This is a genomic window from Mesorhizobium sp., assembly GCF_965229135.1.
Lineage (GTDB): Bacteria > Pseudomonadota > Alphaproteobacteria > Rhizobiales > Rhizobiaceae > Mesorhizobium.
Genome location: NZ_OZ245860.1, coordinates 5,671,462 through 5,688,129, shown reverse-complemented (window position 1 = coordinate 5,688,129; position 16,668 = coordinate 5,671,462). Strand labels below are relative to the sequence as shown.

At 64.5% G+C, this 16,668-nt stretch carries 12 protein-coding genes and 1 tRNA gene; 9 read left to right on the top strand and 4 right to left on the bottom strand.

The window, feature by feature from the left end; genetic code table 11:
• Positions 1-566: 566 nt before the first annotated feature.
• Complete coding sequence (locus tag ACO07C_RS27385; RefSeq protein WP_421917317.1) at positions 567-4,619, top strand: autotransporter domain-containing protein; 4,053 nt, start codon at positions 567-569, stop codon at positions 4,617-4,619.
• 81 nt (positions 4,620-4,700) lie between these two features.
• Here the strand turns inward: ACO07C_RS27385 and ACO07C_RS27380 are convergent, their stop codons facing one another.
• The gene (locus ACO07C_RS27380) at positions 4,701-5,765 is read right to left on the bottom strand and encodes a PAS domain S-box protein (RefSeq protein WP_421917316.1); all 1,065 of its coding nucleotides are present in this window, start codon (positions 5,763-5,765) and stop codon (positions 4,701-4,703) included.
• An 837-nt stretch (positions 5,766-6,602) separates the two neighbouring features.
• On the opposite strand from ACO07C_RS27380, the gene ACO07C_RS27375 reads away from it, so the two are divergent.
• The 5 genes from ACO07C_RS27375 (at position 6,603) to ACO07C_RS27355 (ending at position 9,539) form a co-directional block, all read left to right on the top strand.
• Positions 6,603-6,896: a hypothetical protein gene (locus ACO07C_RS27375; protein WP_421917315.1), complete on the top strand. Its 294-nt coding sequence runs from the start codon at positions 6,603-6,605 to the stop codon at positions 6,894-6,896.
• A 92-nt stretch (positions 6,897-6,988) separates the two neighbouring features.
• A tRNA-Gln gene (locus tag ACO07C_RS27370) sits at positions 6,989-7,062 on the top strand.
• 147 nt (positions 7,063-7,209) lie between these two features.
• Entirely contained in the window at positions 7,210-7,416 is a 207-nt protein-coding gene (locus ACO07C_RS27365) for a hypothetical protein (RefSeq protein WP_421917314.1), read from the top strand.
• 96 nt (positions 7,417-7,512) lie between these two features.
• Positions 7,513-8,253, top strand: coding sequence for a GGDEF domain-containing protein (locus ACO07C_RS27360; protein ID WP_421917313.1), 741 nt, complete (start codon positions 7,513-7,515; stop codon positions 8,251-8,253).
• Positions 8,254-8,531: 278 nt separating this feature from the next.
• Entirely contained in the window at positions 8,532-9,539 is a 1,008-nt protein-coding gene (locus ACO07C_RS27355) for an aldo/keto reductase (RefSeq protein ID WP_421917311.1), read from the top strand.
• Between the two features lie 35 nt (positions 9,540-9,574).
• Here ACO07C_RS27355 and ACO07C_RS27350 read toward each other — a convergent pair whose 3' ends face one another.
• On the bottom strand, positions 9,575-10,408 hold the full coding sequence (locus ACO07C_RS27350) for a class I SAM-dependent methyltransferase (protein ID WP_421917309.1): 834 nt from the start codon (positions 10,406-10,408) through the stop codon (positions 9,575-9,577).
• Positions 10,409-10,495: 87 nt separating this feature from the next.
• Positions 10,496-12,454, bottom strand: coding sequence for an AI-2E family transporter (locus ACO07C_RS27345; RefSeq protein ID WP_421917308.1), 1,959 nt, complete (start codon positions 12,452-12,454; stop codon positions 10,496-10,498).
• A gap of 197 nt (positions 12,455-12,651) precedes the next feature.
• Here ACO07C_RS27345 and ACO07C_RS27340 point away from each other — a divergent pair, with 197 nt between their 5' ends.
• From ACO07C_RS27340 to ACO07C_RS27330, 3 genes are all read left to right on the top strand, one after another.
• A complete protein-coding gene (locus tag ACO07C_RS27340) occupies positions 12,652-13,221 on the top strand; it encodes a TetR/AcrR family transcriptional regulator (protein WP_421917307.1) in 570 nt (189 codons plus the stop codon).
• A gap of 127 nt (positions 13,222-13,348) precedes the next feature.
• Positions 13,349-14,218: an SDR family NAD(P)-dependent oxidoreductase gene (locus ACO07C_RS27335; RefSeq protein WP_421917306.1), complete on the top strand. Its 870-nt coding sequence runs from the start codon at positions 13,349-13,351 to the stop codon at positions 14,216-14,218.
• Positions 14,215-15,171 carry an SDR family oxidoreductase gene (locus ACO07C_RS27330; protein ID WP_421917305.1) on the top strand — a complete coding sequence of 319 codons (957 nt, stop codon included), beginning with the start codon at positions 14,215-14,217 and terminating at the stop codon, positions 15,169-15,171. Before ACO07C_RS27335 ends, ACO07C_RS27330 begins: the two co-directional genes overlap by 4 nt.
• Before the next feature lie 16 nt (positions 15,172-15,187).
• Here ACO07C_RS27330 and ACO07C_RS27325 read toward each other — a convergent pair whose 3' ends face one another.
• Positions 15,188-16,573, bottom strand: a complete 1,386-nt coding sequence (locus ACO07C_RS27325; RefSeq protein WP_421917304.1) for a protoporphyrinogen/coproporphyrinogen oxidase — start codon at positions 16,571-16,573, stop codon at positions 15,188-15,190.
• Positions 16,574-16,668 lie beyond the last annotated feature (95 nt).

Below are 16,668 nucleotides of genomic sequence, written 5' to 3'. Positions count from 1 at the left end.
TCGAAGTTCCGCCGAACCCTGCGCGCAACATCTCGCATTGGTTTCCCAACGCCGGCGATTGTCGTCTTGCAGTGCCGTCGCCGCCTTCCCCGCGCGACAGCGCCTTGCACGCCAGCACAACCTGCGCGGCGCGGGTCAAGCCAGGCCATTGCGGAAATTTGCTGGACGAACTCCTTCATCGCAACCCATTCAGCTTCGTTAATAGCGTACGATAACCACTATTTTCCATTATTTTCAATTGGATAGCCTATTAAGATGGATCGCCGCGTCAAGCTGATTCCAACTGGTCCAACCAGAATCCGGCTGCCACCTCAGATTGCCGGTTGCGTTCACGAGAAATTGATCCGATAAGCATCCTGGGGTCTTGGGGGTCTTGGTTCGGGTGCATAACCCTTGCCGGCCTTGGGCTTTTGACGGCTGCCAAGCCGATCAAAACCCGTGGTCGCGGCAAGTTATCGCCTCATCGAGATACGGCTTCATCGTCTGGAGCGGCCTGTCGATTTCGACAGGCCAGTTCGTCGTGTTCGACCGTGAAGGGTCGACCGGCAGGAGCGCGGGGTTATTTCATGATTTCGAGATTTGAGAGTTCGGTCGCATCGGGCAAGAAGGCACTTCTTGGCAGCGTTTCATCCACCTCGATGGTGGCGGCGCTGGTGGCCGGCGCCATTATACTGGCCTTGGCGGCATCACCGTCACACGCCGGCGGCGGTGGCGGCGGGGAGAACCCGCCGGGCGGCGCAGGCGGCCAGGACAGCGTGACAGGCGCGGGTCAGGACGGCGGCAATTCTTCCGCGGGGGGCTGGGCGGGCGGCGGCGGCGGCGCAGGCATAATCGGTGGAAACGGGGGCGCTGGCAGCATCAACGCTTTTCCCGGAGGGGCCGGCGGCTTGACACCCGGCGCTGATGGCGCGGCGGCTACGAGCGGAGATGGTGGTCGCGGCGGCGGCGGCGGCGGTGCTCACGGCTATGTCGGCGCCACACTGCCAACCTCGGCAACAGCCGGCGGCAAGGGCGGCGATGGCGGCGGCAACAGCGGAACCGCCTCCGCCGACGCCGGTGGCGGTGGCGCCGGCGGCTATGGCGCGGTCATCACAGGTTCAGGCGACCTCGCCACCTTGACCCAACAGGTCAGCGGCGGCAATGGCGGCAATGGTGGGGAAACCGCCATCTCGGCCGTCGACGCCTATGGTGGCGGCGGCGGTTCGGGCGGCAACGGGCTTGTCATGACCGCTAGCGGCGCGGCGCTGACAATTGCAACCACGGTGAGCGGCGGCAATGGCGGCAATGCGGGTCAAGCGTCCGCGGCGGCCAACCGGCGCGCGAAAGCTGGCAATGGCGGCATCGGCCTGTCGGGCAACGGCCTTTCGGTCACGATCGCATCGGGCGCTTCCGTGCTCGGCGGCAATGGCGGCGTCAAGGACCCGAACGACCCCGGCATCACGAATGTCGGCACGGGCGGCGTCGCGATCTCCGGCTCGGGCCTCAAGATCATCAATGCCGGCACGATCAAGGGTGGCTTGTCCGGCAATGGCGTTCAGGCAAGCGCCATCAACTTCACCGGCGGCGTCAACAGCCTCACCATTGCCGGCAGTTCCGTGATCCAGGGCAAGGTGAGCGCCTTCAGCGCGGCGGACACGTTTGGCCTCGGCGGATCCGCGAACGCCTCCTTCGATCTCTCGCGGCTCGGCGCTTCAGGTTCGGGTGCCCAGTATGAAGGCTTCGGCATACTGGAGAAGTCAGGCAGCAGTATCTGGACCGTCTCGGGCACGCCGGGCACGGTCATGGCGTGGTCCGTCAAGGAAGGCACGCTCGATCTCGGCGCCACCACGCAGACCGCTACCGGCTTCAAGCTCACCGGCGGCGAACTCAGCAACGGCACGCTCAGCAGCAGCGGCAGTTTCGACCTGAGCGCGGGCACGGTGTCGGCCGTGCTGGCGGGAACCGGCGGCCTGCACAAGATCGGCTCCGGAACGGTCACGCTCAGCGGCGTCAACACCTATACCGGCGGCACGACCATCGATGGCGGCGGCACTCTGGCGCTATCCGGCGCGGGCAGCATCGCGTCCTCGAGCGGCGTGATCGTCAGCGGAACGTTAGACATCTCGGCCACCACCGACGGCGCTTCGATCAAGACGCTGACAGGAGGCGGCAAGGTTGTGCTGGGTGCCAAGACACTGACCGTCAGCGCGGCCTCGGGTTCGTTCGTGAACGTCATCGAAGGCGCTGGCGGCCTCACCATCGCCGGCGGCACGCAAAAGCTCGACGGGATGAACACCTATACCGGCAAGACCACCATCGACAGCGGCGCCACGCTGGCACTCACGGGACAGGGCCGGGTCAACGCGTCGAGCGGGGTCGAGGTCAATGGCACATTCGATATCTCGGCGTCGGTAGGTGCACAGATCAAGGCGCTCACCGGCAGCGGCGCCGTCGAGCTCGGTGACAAATCGCTCATCATCACGGCCGCGTCGGGCACCTTCTCCGGCGCCATCCACGGCACCGCCGGCATATCGGTCAGCAGCGGCACACAGATACTGACCGGCGCGAACGATTTCAGCGGCGGCGCGGGCATTTCGTCCGGCGCGACGCTGCAGATCGGCGACGGCGGCACGGTGGGTTCCCTCACCAGCAACGTCACCAACTATGGCACGCTGGCCTTCAAGCGCTCCGACGAGGTGACCTACGCGGGCACCATCACCGGGCCCGGCGGCGTCACCGTGGGCGGCGGCGGAACGTTCATCTTCACCGGCGCCAACAGCGGCGGCAACAACGCGACAATCGCGTCGGGTACCACGCTGCAACTCGGCAATGGCGGCACCACCGGCTGGATCGGCGGCGTCGGCAACTTCGCCGGCACAATCACCAATGACGGCGCGCTGATCTACAACCGCTCGAACGCTGTGACCTGGAAGGGCGTGTTCTCCGGATCGGGCACCATCGAGCAGGCGGGCGGCAACTCGCTGACCCTGACCGGCGACAGTTCCGGCTTCACCGGTAGCACGACCGTCTCGTCCGGCTCGCTGATCGTCGGGGTGGCCGGCGCAGGCAAGCTCGGCGGTGACATCGAGGTCAAGTCCGGCGCCCGCCTCGGCGGCTCCGGCACCATTGGCGGCGACGTCACAATCGCGTCGGGCGGCACGCATGGTGTTGGCAACTCGATCGGCAGCCAGACCGTTGGCGGCGACTATACGAACCACGGCATCTTCGAAGTCGAGGGTTCGCCCACGGCGGCGGACAAGCTCGTCGTCGGCGGGACGGTAGACATAACAGGCGCGAAGCTGAAGTTGGCCTTGTCTCCGACAACGCCGGCAAGCTGGAGCGTGCTCAACGGCCCGTATACGATCATCGACAATCAAGGCAGCAGCGCCGTCATCGGCGAGTTCGATGTCAGCCCGCTCAACAACCTGATCTTTCTCGACCACCTTCTCAACTATCAGGGTGGCGACGGCAATGACGTGATGCTGAGCCTGATCCGCAACGATATAGACATCGCCGACATTGCGGAGACATCCAACCAGGAAGCCACCGCCCAGGCCATTGATGGCCTTGGCACGGGCAATCCGCTGGCCTTCGCCATGCTGATGCTCAGCAATGAGGACGCCGCGCGCCAGGCGCTCGATGCCTTGTCCGGAGAGATGCACGCGGCGGCCAAGGGCATGCTTGTGCAGGACAGCCATTACGTGTCCGACATGGCCACGGCGCGTATTCGCTCGGCGCTGGATGAGGTCGCCGCGCCCGCGCTTCCGGTCATGGCTTATGGCGAGGGCGGCCCGGAACTGGTGGCCGCTAACACCCAGCGCTTCGCCGTCTGGGGCCAGGCTTTCGGCTCCTGGGGCCGGATCGATGGCAACGCGAATGCGGCGGGCCTCGACCGCAGCACCGGCGGCTTCATTGCCGGCGCCGATGGCGCGGTGGGCGACGCCTGGCGGATTGGCGTGCTGGCCGGCTACAGCCACTCGTCCTTCGACGCGGACAACGACGCCTCGTCGGGCTCGAGCGACAATTACCATCTGGGCGTCTATGGCGGCGGCCGGTGGGGAGCATTCGGGGTGCGCGCCGGCGCGGCCTATAGCTGGCATAGCATCCAGACCGACCGCACCGTCGGCTTCCCCGGTTTCGACGATGCGCTGAGCGCCAACTATGACGCAGGCACGACGCAGCTGTTCGGTGAGGCCGGGTACCGGATCGAGTCGCCTATCGCCGCCTTCGAGCCCTTCGCCAATCTCACCTACGTCAACCTGCACACCGACGGTTTTGCCGAAAGCGGCGGCGCCGCCGCCTTGACGAGCGCGGCGTCCAACAACAGCGTGACGTTCAGCACGCTGGGCGTCAGGGCTTCCACCGATGTCTCGCTGGGCGGCTTGCCGGCAACGGTTCGCGGCACGCTGGGCTGGCGCCATGCCTTCGGCGACATCACGCCGACATCCAGCGTCAACTTCACTGGCAGCGATGTCTTCTCTGTCGCCGGCGCGCCGATCGCCGTGGACGCAATGCTCGTAGAGGCCGGCATCGACTTCGCCGTCAGCGAGACGGCAAAGTTCGGTCTGACCTATTCCGGTCAGTTCGGCAGCCGGTCGAGCGACAATGGCTTCAATGCCAAATTCGGCCTGGCGTTCTAGGCACCCAGCGACAAGGCACCGGTTTCAAGAACCGGTGCCTTCAGTCCGCCGGCCGCCCCGCGGACGGCGGAGTTGGACCCTTTAGAGGCCGAAAGCCGGCACGCTGTCCGTGGCCGTTATCTCGACGCCGAGTTGCGGAACGATGATCGAGTCCAGCGGCGCGGTCAGTTCCCATGTGAGATGGCCGGCACTGCGCTCCAGAACCGCCGAACCGTTCAGCGATTGCGGCGTGACCCGCTGCAGCACGATGGTGCCGAAACCCTTGCGTGTGCTTTCGGCTTGCCCGGCATGGACGGGCGATGTTTCGTCCCAGAGCAGGTGGATTTCCCGTCCGCCCGAAACCCCGGTAACGATCTGCCAGGTGATCTCGAGCCGTCCGGCCGCGCCCGACAGCGCGCCGTATTTGGACGAGTTGGTGCCAAGTTCGTGAAAGGCCATGCCGAGATTCTGCACCGCGTTTGATTGCAGGGTCAGGAGCGGGCCGGACAGCGAAATCCTGTCCTCATGGCCGAATGGCTTGAGATGCTCCTGGATGAGGTCGAACAGGCTGGCGCCCGCCCATTCCGAATTCACCAGGAGGTCATGCGACCGCGACAGGGCCATGATCCGCGCGCGGATCAATTCCTCGAACTCGCGCGGGTCTGTTGAGCGCCTGCCCGTCTCCCGGACCATCGAGAGGATCACCGCGAACTGGTTCTTGACGCGATGGTTCACCTCCCGCATCAGGAGCCTGATCCGGCGCTCGCTCTCCTTGGTCGCGGTGATGTCGCGCGCGATCTTCGACGCGCCGATGATCTCGCCTGCTTCGTTGCGGATCGGCGAGACGGTAAGCGACACCGCGACGAGGGTGCCATCCTTGCGCCGCCTTACGGTCTCATAGCTTGCCACGCGCTCGCCATTGCGAACCCTGCCGATGATATCGGCCTCTTCGTCCCTGAGATGATCGGGGATCAGCATCAGGATGGACCGGCCCACCGCCTCTTCGGAGGTGTAGCCGAACATGCGTTGGGCCGCGCCGTTCCAACTGGTGATGACGCTGTTCAAATCCTTGCTGATGATGGCATCGAAGGAGGAATCGACAATCGCGGCCAGCCACGCGCCAGCAGGGGCGACGGTCAGGGCACCGATGCCGGCCAATTCTGTCATGCCCCTGCTTGCCTCTCCGTTCCGCACCCGTCACGGAATTCTGTCGCCCACGCCAAGCAATGCGCGGCGAGGCATTTTGGTTGCGATCGACAGGCGACATTCTGCGTTCGCGGTCGAACGGCATTGTCAGGAAGCGTTGTCAGGGCGCCCGGCGAAGCGGGCCGGCGACCTCCGGCCGACACCTCGGTAGCCGTAGATACCGATCTCGTCCGGCTGCAGCGGGCCTGCGTCGGGGGCGAAACGACGCCGGCCGATGCCGAAGCGTCATCAATATCCAGGCTGCCGTCTGTCGGCCTCGCCATTGCCCGTGGCTGCTAAAGGATCAGCAAGTCCGTGGTGTTGACGGGAACTATCAAAGAGATGCCTGGCCTCACTGCCCGGCTACGTTCCACATCGAACGGCGCACCAGGATCCCGAGCCAGGGCATCATGCCCCATGCCGCCATGATGGGCCGATCATGGCGGAAAATTGCTAACAACGGAGATCGGGAGGTCTCAGCCGGGATAGATCCCGGCCTCGTCGGCGTTATCGGGTGGGACCACCGATGAATTTTCCTGCTGACACTGCTCATAGCTGTGTTCCCGACTTCCGCAGCGCGAACAGCACATGGCTGGGCGGTCCTCGTTTCCGGTCCACCTCGGCGTTTCGTAGGGTTTTCTGCTGTCCATGACCAGCAATGCACACATGCGACTTGGTTGCCAGACATGTTGTCACCAAGCGGTGTGGCCGGATTTGGGCATCGGCCGCTCGGGCCGCTCGCCGCATCGTGACCGGGCTGTTGCGGAACCATGTCGCAAGATGCGAATTTGACTGAGAATGCTTTGTGAGGATGCCGTCATGACCATTCGCAACATTACGCTATGCGCCGCCGCCGTGCTGATCGCCGCGACAAGTGTCGCCGAGGCCCGGCCGGACGCGCGCAAAATGACCTGCGAACAGGCCCAGGGGCTGATCAGCAGCCGGCACGCGGCGGTGCTGACCACCGGCCAGAACACCTATGACCGCTACGTCCGGCAATACGGCACGGAGTGCGACTTTCCCGAAGTGCCGGTGCCGGCCTATGTCAGGACACTCGACGGCACCTGCCCTCTCTATCGTTGCGATGAGCCGTCGAACAGCTTCCCGAATTGATCCGCTCGATGTCAGACGGAAACGCACCGTAATGCGCTCGGCGCGTTGATCCCGCGGTCCGAACCGGCTAGGGGTGGTGCCACGTTGCCTTTTCCCGCTTCGTCTAATGGTAGGACAGCGCCCTTTGAAGGCGTGAATCGTGGTTCGAGCCCATGAGCGGGAACCAGCTTCCAAGCACAGGATGACAACCCGCCGGATCGAACGGCAAATCCTGAATCCTTGCTTTCGCGGGATCGCCACCTGGCTTTCTTTGAACCATTTCGTGCCGCTCGCGTTGACGGATGAGACCCATCGGAAGCATCGGAGACCAGCCATGACCGTCAGTTGCCGCGTATCGATCGACAACCGCCCGGAATCGACCGACGTCATATTCCAGGCGGTTCCGCGCATCGGCGAAAGCGTATCGCTGCCGATCGATGGCAACACCCAGGATCTGCGCGTGTCCCGTGTCGTCCATATGCCCAATGGCTCGCTCGACGGCGCCGCCATTGTGGTCGAGGTCACGACCAGCATCCTCTAGCGCCGCCTACGGTGGTGGGCCTTTGCCGGATTATTTTTGGCTGCCCTTAACACTTGGACGCTATCAGCCGGCCTGTCGAAAACACAGGGGCCGGGCATGTGGAAGATCGCGTTCAAGGCCGTATTGGTGACTCTGGGCGTCATCGCCGTCAGCCAGATCCTGTCCTTTGCGATCCGCGCTTCGGCCGGTCAGCCCTTCACCCTGTTCGTGTTCGCGATGAACTCGATACTTCCGGTCGTCACCGCCTTCCCTGCCGCCTTCATCATCTTCCTGCAGAACGGCAAGTTGAAACGCGCGCTCGCCGAACTGTCGCAGGCGCATGCGCGGCTGCATGAAAAATACAGGCGCGATGGCCTGACCGGCTTCCTCAGCCGGGAAGCGTTCTTCGACCAGATGAAGCGAAGCCGCCGGCAGAGCGATTCAGGCGCGCTGTTGCTGATCGACGCCGACCACTTCAAGCGCATCAACGACACGTTTGGCCACCTGACCGGCGACGAGGCGCTGGTGATGATCTCGAGGACGATCCAGGGCTCGATCCGGGAGCTGGATTTCGTCGGCCGTGTCGGCGGCGAGGAATTCTGCGTGTTCCTGCCCAGCACCAGCCGCGAAGAGGCGGCGACGATCGCCGAACGCATTCGCGCCTCCGTTGAGCAGATCGACTTTCGTCCGAACGGCGCGAGCCGTCACGGGCTCACCGTCAGCATCGGCGTCGCCATGGCGCAAGCCGGCCAAAGCCGCACCCAGCTGATGCGGCAGGTCGACCGCTGCCTTTACGAAGCCAAGGAACAGGGCCGCAACAGGGTGGTCTTCGCGCAACCGCTGGAACTGGCGGCCTAGATCCTCCGGGGCCGAGTGGGTCATCCGGCGTCCGCGTAGATGCGCAAAAACAACTGGTTGGAGCGCAATCGTGATTCAGTGCTGAAAGGCCGGCCCATGCCGGGCAGCGAGCCGATCCTCGGTTGCCGGCGCAAATCCCAAGCCGTCATGATCCGTCGACAGCCCGACCACCGAGAGCCTGGGGGAATTGAGCGCCTGGGGGAATTGAGCGCCTGTGGGAATTGAGCGAGCGCTCTATATAGTCCCTGTCATCCCCTTCCCTCCCGGAGATCCCAACCATGACCCTCAGGACACGCAAGCTCGGCAGCCAGGGGCTGCAGGTATCGGCCATCGGCCTCGGCTGCATGGGCATGAGCCAGTCCTATGGCCCGGCCGACGAGGCCGAATCCATCGCCACGCTGCACCGCGCCATCGAACTTGGCTGCACCTTCCTCGACACCGCCGAAGTCTATGGCCCGCATGCCAACGAGGCCCTGCTCGGCCGCGCGCTGAAGGGCAAGCGAGACCAGGTGACGATCGCAACCAAGTTCGGCTTCAAGCTCGTGGACGGTAAGCAGGTCGGCGCCGAGCGCGACAGCCGGCCCGCAACCATCAGATCCGCCGTCGAAGGCTCGTTGAAGCGGCTCGCCACCGACCATATCGACCTCCTCTACCAGCACCGCGTCGACCCGGCCGTGCAGGCCGAGGATGTCGCTGGAACCGTTGGCGAACTGGTCGCCGAAGGCAAGGTGCGGTTCTTCGGCCTGTCGGAAGCCGGTGCCGCCAACATCCGCCGCTCGCATGCCGTGCATCCGGTGACGGCGGTGCAGAGCGAGTACTCGCTGTGGGAGCGCAACCTGGAGCCGCGGATCATCCCGCTGCTCAGTGAACTTGGCATCGGCCTGGTGCCGTTCTCACCGCTCGGCCGCGGCTTCCTCACCGGCGAGGTCAAGCGCGCGGAAGACTATCCCGAGGGCGATTACCGCCGCAACGATCCGCGCTACCAGGGCGCCAATTATGACGCCAATGTCGAGGCGGCGGCCAAGGTGCGCGACATCGCGACGGCCAAGGGCGTCAAGCCCGGCCAGGTCGCGCTGGCATGGCTGCTGCAAAAGGGCACGGATTTCGCGATCGACATCGTGCCGATCCCCGGCACCAAGCGCAGAAAATATCTGGAGGAGAACATCGCCGCCGCGTCGCTGAAGCTCGACGCCGCCGAGATGACAGCTCTGGACGAGGCGCTGGCGCCGGGAAAAATCTCCGGCCCGCGCTATCCCGAGCGCACCATGGCGACGATCGACCGGTAAGGAAGAGCACGGCCCCGAGAGGGGCCGAGCCGGGCTTACGGCTTCTGAAATTTCAGGATGAAGCGATCGCTCTCGCCGATGGCCGCGTACTTTGCGTGATCCTGCGCGCCGAGCTTGAAGGTCGGCGGCAAGGTCCACACGCCGGCCGGATAGTCCTTTGTATCCTTCGGATTGGCGTTGACCTCGGAGCTGCCGACAAATTTGAAACCGGCCGCCTCTGCAAATCCGATCGCGACGTCCTGGCGGACATAGCCGGACTTGGCGAGCGGATCCTGCGGCTCGTCCGGCTTGCCCCGGTGCTCCTCGATCCCAAGAATGCCGCCGGGCTTCAGTGCCTTGTAGAAGGCGGCGAAAGCATCCGCGGTCGTGCCCGCGCTCATCCAGTTGTGGATGTTTCGAAAGGTCAGCACGAAGTCCGCGCTTCCTGGCGGCGCGATTGCGTGCTTGTCCGCGGCAAATTCGGTGACTTCGACCTTGCCGTAGTCCGTGGGATCGGCGGCGAGCTTGGCTCCCAGGGCCGCATTGTCTTTCTGGACTTCGGCCGAAGGCGACGCCTTCTCGCCATTCGCCGCGATATAGCGACCGTTCTGCTTCAGGTAGGGCGCCAGGATCTCGGTCCAATATCCGCCTGCGCCAGGAAGGATTTCGACGACCGTGCTGTCGGGCTTCACGCCAAGGAATGTCAGCACTTCGCCGGGATGGCGATACTTGTCCCGCACGCTGTTGGCCTGTGAGCGCTGAGCGCCGCCGATCAGGCTCTGGAGTACCGGATCGACACTTTCCGCGAATGCCGCCGAAGCGCAAAAAGCACTGATCGAAACGCCGAGCAGAGCGACAAATTTCAAGGCAATGCGACGACTCGGGGACATGAAATCATTCTCTTATGCATTGACGCGGCATCACACTCCGTCGGTGGGCCCGCTATGTCAACAAATGCAGGTGATCCGGTCTCGACCCTAGCTCGCGGCCGCGGCCGGAACCTTGCCGGGAGCGGGCCGCTTGCGGCGCATGCGGCGCTTGACGACGAGCTTGAGGGCCACCGGCGGATCTTTTGACAGCGCGCCCAGCACCGCGTCCACCATGCCATGCGCCACGAAATCCGCGTTCATGTCCTGTGCCAGCCTGGCGGCGGCCTCCTTGTCGTCGTTGCCGGCCTCCGACCAGAACACGATGCCCACCCGCAGGGCGGACTTCGCACGCTTCAGCCGACGAACCAGAAACCGCGCGTGCTTGACGGAATCCCGGTTCAGGAAACCGACCACGACGGTGTCGATTGTTTCGAGTTCAAGACGACGAATGCTCGAGGGTTCCATGTCGGCGAAGCCGGCCTTCGTTGCCGTCGCGCCCTGGACTTCCAGCACCTGCGCCAGCATGGCGGCGGCGGCATCGTCGAGTTCGCCACGCCCACCCGCGCAAAGCACCGACATTCCGGCGCCATCCGGCAACTCGACGTCATCCTCGACCTCGCTGTCGTCGCCCGCCTCCCCGGTCCCGATCGGGCCATCCTCCTCGTCCGCTTCCTCTTGTGCGTTCTCATCGAGATTGGCCACCAGCGTCAGGGCGCTGGCCGCCACCTGCCGTCTTTGGAGGTCGCCCATGACGCCGCGCACGCGATCGCGTTCGCCCAGCAGAAGTGCTGGAATGGCCACCTTGTCGTAAAAGTCGACCAGGTATTTCTCTTCCAGCATCTCCTCGGCGTGGTCGGTGGCTTCGTCCGGATCACCCGCCAGCAGCCGCTGGTAGAGCCTTGCATGGGGTTCCAGCACAGGCTCGTTGCCGAACAGAACGTCCAGGAATTCAAACTGCGGCACGTGCCTGCCCAGCACCACCAGGCAGACCGTGAGCGGCGTTGACAGGACCAGTCCCAGCGGCCCCCAGAGCCATGTCCAGAACACGGCTGCAACGATGATCGCCAGGGGTGACAGCCCCGTTCGCGAACCGTAGAGCCAGGGTTCGACCACGTTGCCGGTGATCAGTTCCATCACCACGAACAAGCCCGCCGTCCACAGGACGAGCGACCAGCCGGGTGCCACGGCCAGCGCCAGGAACAGCGGCAACAGCATGCCTATGGCCGGGCCGATATAGGGAACGAAACGCAACGCCAGCGCCAGCAGCCCCCACAGCAGCGCATTCGGAATGCCGAGGATCCACAGGCCGAGCGTGATGGGTATGGCGTAGACGATGTTGACGACCAGTTGCATGAGCAGATAGCGGCCCACCCGCTTGCCCGCATCGCGAAGCGCCTCGGTGGTGCGGTGAAGGTCGCCGTAACCGACAAGCCGGATGAAGCGGTCGCGCAGATCCTCCCGCTCGAGCAGCATGAATATGACGACGATGATGATCAGGCCGGCCGATCCGAGCGGGCTGATCAGCGGGCCGACGATGTTCTGCAGGACTTCGAGCGGTTTTTCGCGCGAGACGATTTCGACGGGCACTGGCTCGCGCGGCGATTTGTCCGCGGTGGCGGCCGGCAGCGAGGTGTCCTGCTTGTCGATCTCCTGGCCGACACGCTCGACCACGCCGCTCAGCCTGGCAATGATCCCTCCCCCGACGCCGGTTTCCTTGAGGGAACGGATCTTGGCCAGGATGTTGGTCTGGTAGGCCGGGATGTTTTGCGCCAACTCGCTGACTTGCGAGGCGATCATGAAGCTGAACAGGGCAAGGACCGCGAAGGCGCCGAGCACGCTGGCGATGACGGCCGGAAGCCGGGGAATGCCGACCCGCTTGAGCACTGAGACCAGCGGTGCAAGCGCGAAGGTCAGCAGCAGCGCGATCGCGATCGGCAGGAAAACCTCGCGTCCAAAATACAGCGCCGCTACCGTCGTGACGATGGTTGCCACATTGGGCAATGATGTCCGGGGCTGGGGCGCGGCGGCCGCAAGGATATCATCCAGGCCACGAGCCGGAGACGCCATGCCGTTTCGACGATTGGCCGCCACTTGATGTCTTCCCCTGCTGTCAGCCATGATCGGCTATATTGAGCCGGCATGCAACTTCCGCCGGCGGCAAAACCGCGGATCACCCGCCATCGCGCAATGTTGGGATGCCCATACTTGACAAAACCCGCTTCCCCCCATAAATGAGTGACCACTCACTCAAATTGGTTTCTAGCATGGCCCGCCCCCTCAGTGACGAAAAGCGCCAAGCAATCCTGGCCTCGGCCGCCGCCCTGGTGGCGACGCTCGGGACAGGCGCGCCAACCGCTAAGATCGCCAGGGATGCCGGCCTCGCCGAAGGCACGCTCTTCAACTACTTCGCCAGCAAGGACGAGTTGCTCAACCAGCTCTACCTGGAGATCAAGGCCGATCTCGGCAGCGCCCTGCTGACGTCCTATCCATCGCAAGCCAGCGTGCGCGAGCGCAGCCGCCACGTCTGGAACAACTTCATCGACTGGGGAGCGAAACACCCGATGAAACGCAAGGCGATGCGCCAGCTCACCGTCTCCGAGCGGATCACGCAGGAGAGCAAGCAACAGGGCAACGCGGCGTTCGGCGACATCAACAGGATGATCGAGGAAAGCCTCGCCGACGGCGTGCTGAAAGGCTGCCCGATGGCCTTTGCCGGCGGCATTTTCGAAGCGCTGGCGGAGACGACGCTCGAATTCATCGCTCGCGACCCACAGCGGCGCGAACACTACAAGGACGCCGGGTTCGCGTTCTTCTGGAACGGTATTTCCAAATAACGGCCCGGATAGCGCCTCAAGCAGCAAAAACGCGGATCACGATCACTACAAACCACGGCCAAATCAATGTCAATAAATGAGTGCCTAATCACTCTTTTATTGATCAACTCCCTGAAAGGACAACACAATGTCGAACATATGGTTGATCACCGGCAGCGCCCGCGGACTGGGTCGCGATATCACCGAGGCAGCACTTGCCGCCGGGAACAACGTCGTGGCGACGGCGCGCGATGTCACACGCCTCGCCGATCTCGAAAGCCGCTACCCCGGGCAGATCAGGAGCTTCGCGCTCGACGTCACCGATGCGAACGCGGCGCGGGCATCCGTGGACTTCACGATCGCAACGTTCGGCCGCCTCGACGTTCTCGTCAACAATGCCGGCTTTGGCCATGTCAGCCCCTTCGAGCAGACCGAGGAGGCGGATTTCCGGTCGCAGATCGACACCAACCTTTACGGCGTGATCAATCTCACCCGGGCAGCGATCCCCGCGATGCGCGCCCAGCGCTCCGGCCATATCATCAACATCTCCTCGATCGGCGGACGGACGGCCACGGCCGGCCTCAGCGCCTACCAGGCGGCAAAATGGGCTGTGGGCGGCTTCACCGAAGTCCTGGCGCTTGAGCTCGCCCCCTTCGGCGTCAAGGTCATCTCGGTCGAGCCCGGCGGCATGCGCACCGACTGGGGCTATGCGGCTGTCGCCGACGCCCCGGCGCTGATGCCCGACTATGAACCAACCGTCGGCGCGGTTCTGGGCATGCTCAAGGCCTATGCCGGCAATGCGATCGGCGACCCGCGAAAGGTCGCCGATGTCATCGTCGATCTCACAAAGCATGACACACTGCCCGCTCATCTGATCCTTGGCAGCGATGCGCTCTATGTCTTCGGTCAGGCAGAGGCGGTACGCCAGCGGGCGGCCAAGGAATGGGCGCCGGTCAGCACCTCCATCGACATAGAGGGCGTCGACCTGTCCTTCCTTTCGGGAGCGATGCAATCATGAGCACCTGGACGACACATGACATCCCGCCGCAGCACGGACGCAAGGTTGTCATCACCGGCGCGACCGGCGGCCTCGGCTACGAGACCGCGCTGGCGCTGGCACGCGCCGGAGCGGACGTGCTGATGACCGGACGCAACGCAGCCAAGGGCCGGGACGCGCTGAGCCGCGTCCAGGCCGCTGTCTCCGGCGCGACTGTGCGTTACGCCCATCTCGACCTTGCCGACCTGGCTTCGGTCGAGGCCTTCGCCGGCCAGCTTGCCGGCCAACAGGATGCGATCGACCTCCTGGTCAACAATGCCGGCGTGATGACGCCGCCGACCCGCCACGAAACCGTTGACGGCTTCGAACTGCAGTTTGGCACCAATTATCTCGGCCATTTCGCCCTGACGGGACGCCTGCTGCCGATGCTGCGCAAGGGGCGGCAAACGCGCGTCGTCAATCTCAGCAGCGGCGCCCATCGGATCCAGGCGGCGATCCATTTCGACGATCCGCAGTGGCGCCAAGGCTACCGACCCTGGGCAGCCTATGCTCAGTCCAAGCTGGCCATGATCCTGTTCGCCTTCGAACTGCAGCGGCGCAGCGACGCCCGTGGCTGGGGTTTGCTGAGCAACGCGGCACACCCCGGCTATGCCCTCACCGATCTGCAAACCAGCGGCCCGCGCATGGGGCGTGGCGGCCGTCCGTCACCGTTCGATCGGCTTGGCTGGCTGATCGCGCCGGTTCTTGCCCAATCGGCCGCGCAGGGCGCGTTGCCGACGCTGTTCGCGGCGACGGCGCCCGATGCCAGGCCGGGCGGCTATTATGGCCCGCAAGGCCTGTTCGAGATGAAGGGCGAGGTCGGCGAGGCGAGGATCGGCAAGCAGGCGCGGGACAAGGCCGTCGCCGCCCGGCTCTGGGACGTCTCGCGGGACTTGACCGGCGTCAGCTGGCCAAGCCTGTCGCCAGCTGGCTGAAGGATGACGTACCGCCTCACGCGGCGCGGACGCGCTCTTCCTCGGATGGGGTCATCATCCGCTGGATTTCCGCCGCGAAGGGCAGGTCCGCCGGCACTCCGCCGACATAGTCGGCGACGTCGCCCATGCGCCTGATGGTGCGCCAGTAAACGTCCTCCATCAGGCTGTGCGCGAATTCGCCATTGCGGCCGATGCTGTAGAGACCGTCGACGCCGGTCGAATTGGCGAAGCGCTGCCGCTGCTCCTCGTATTTCATCAGATACACCGGATACGAGATCGGCGTGCGGATGACGCCGCCTCCGCCGATGAAGGCGCGGCGCAGTTTCGGATACATCTCGCAGATGCCGTCGAGGCAGACCTGGGCGAGCGTCTCGTCGTTCATCGTCCAGTGCTTGTCGCCGACCTCGCAGCCTATGTCGAAGGTGATCAGCGTCTTGCCCTCGGGCGCCAGCCAAGGCATCGAGATCGGCGTTTCCGTCAGCCGGAAGAAGGGCTGAGCGCGGTCCGGCACCCACGTCACCGTATCCGGCAGCAGGCCACGGCCCATGAAGCGCAGGTTGACGAAGATCATCGGCCGGTAGCGGAACGCCGCCATCGGCTCCAGTGCGCTGGTGCCGCTGACCAGTTTCGGCAGGATATGCACGGGCGCCGTGCTGATCGCGGCGGAGACCTCGATCGTCTCGCCCTTGACCCGCACCGCCTTCACCTGCTCGTCCTCGACCAGGATTTTTTCGACCGGCGATTCCAGCCGGACCAGATCGCTGACCGCGTTGGCGACCGGTTCGAGCAGCTTCGCCATGCCGCCTTCGGGATAGACGTGGTAAACGTCGGCGCTCTCCGGCATCTCGTGCGAATAGCCGTTGCACACCGCCCTGCCCGTCATCTTCGCCGCCGCGTTCAGATAGAGCGACTTGAGGATGCGCGGACCGAACTTGCTGCCGATCGCCGGCGACAGTTCCTCGGCCGCCGCGCCCGACCACGCTTCGGCCAGCGGAATGGCGACCTCCTCGGCCAGCGTCGTGCCATACTTCTTGGTGAACCAGTCGGCGGCCGACACCACCTTGCGGTCGCGGGTGCGCTCGGCGATGGCCGGCGGCGCGAAGCGCGGCGACAGCATCAGGCCGAACGGGTAGCTGTAGGACTTGCCGCGTAGATGCACGGCCTCGCCATAGTGCTTGACGGTCCGGCATATGCCGCCGGCGCCGAGCGCGTTGGCCAGCCGGTTGCTGACGAAATGCGCCCCGAAATCGTACGAGAATCCGTCGGCGTCCTTGAACGACGAGGCCATGCCGCCGATCGATTTGCCGGCTTCGAAGACCAGGGTCGGCAGGCCTCGCTTCTTTAGTTCCAACGCGGCAGTCAAGCCGGCAATGCCGGCGCCAATCACAGCAATCGGTTTCATGAGCGTTCCACGGCTGATGTGCATTCAGACGCGAGAGGCGTACCCACCAACATTGAAGGTGGGCGAAACCGATTGATTAAAATCCGAGCTTTTGC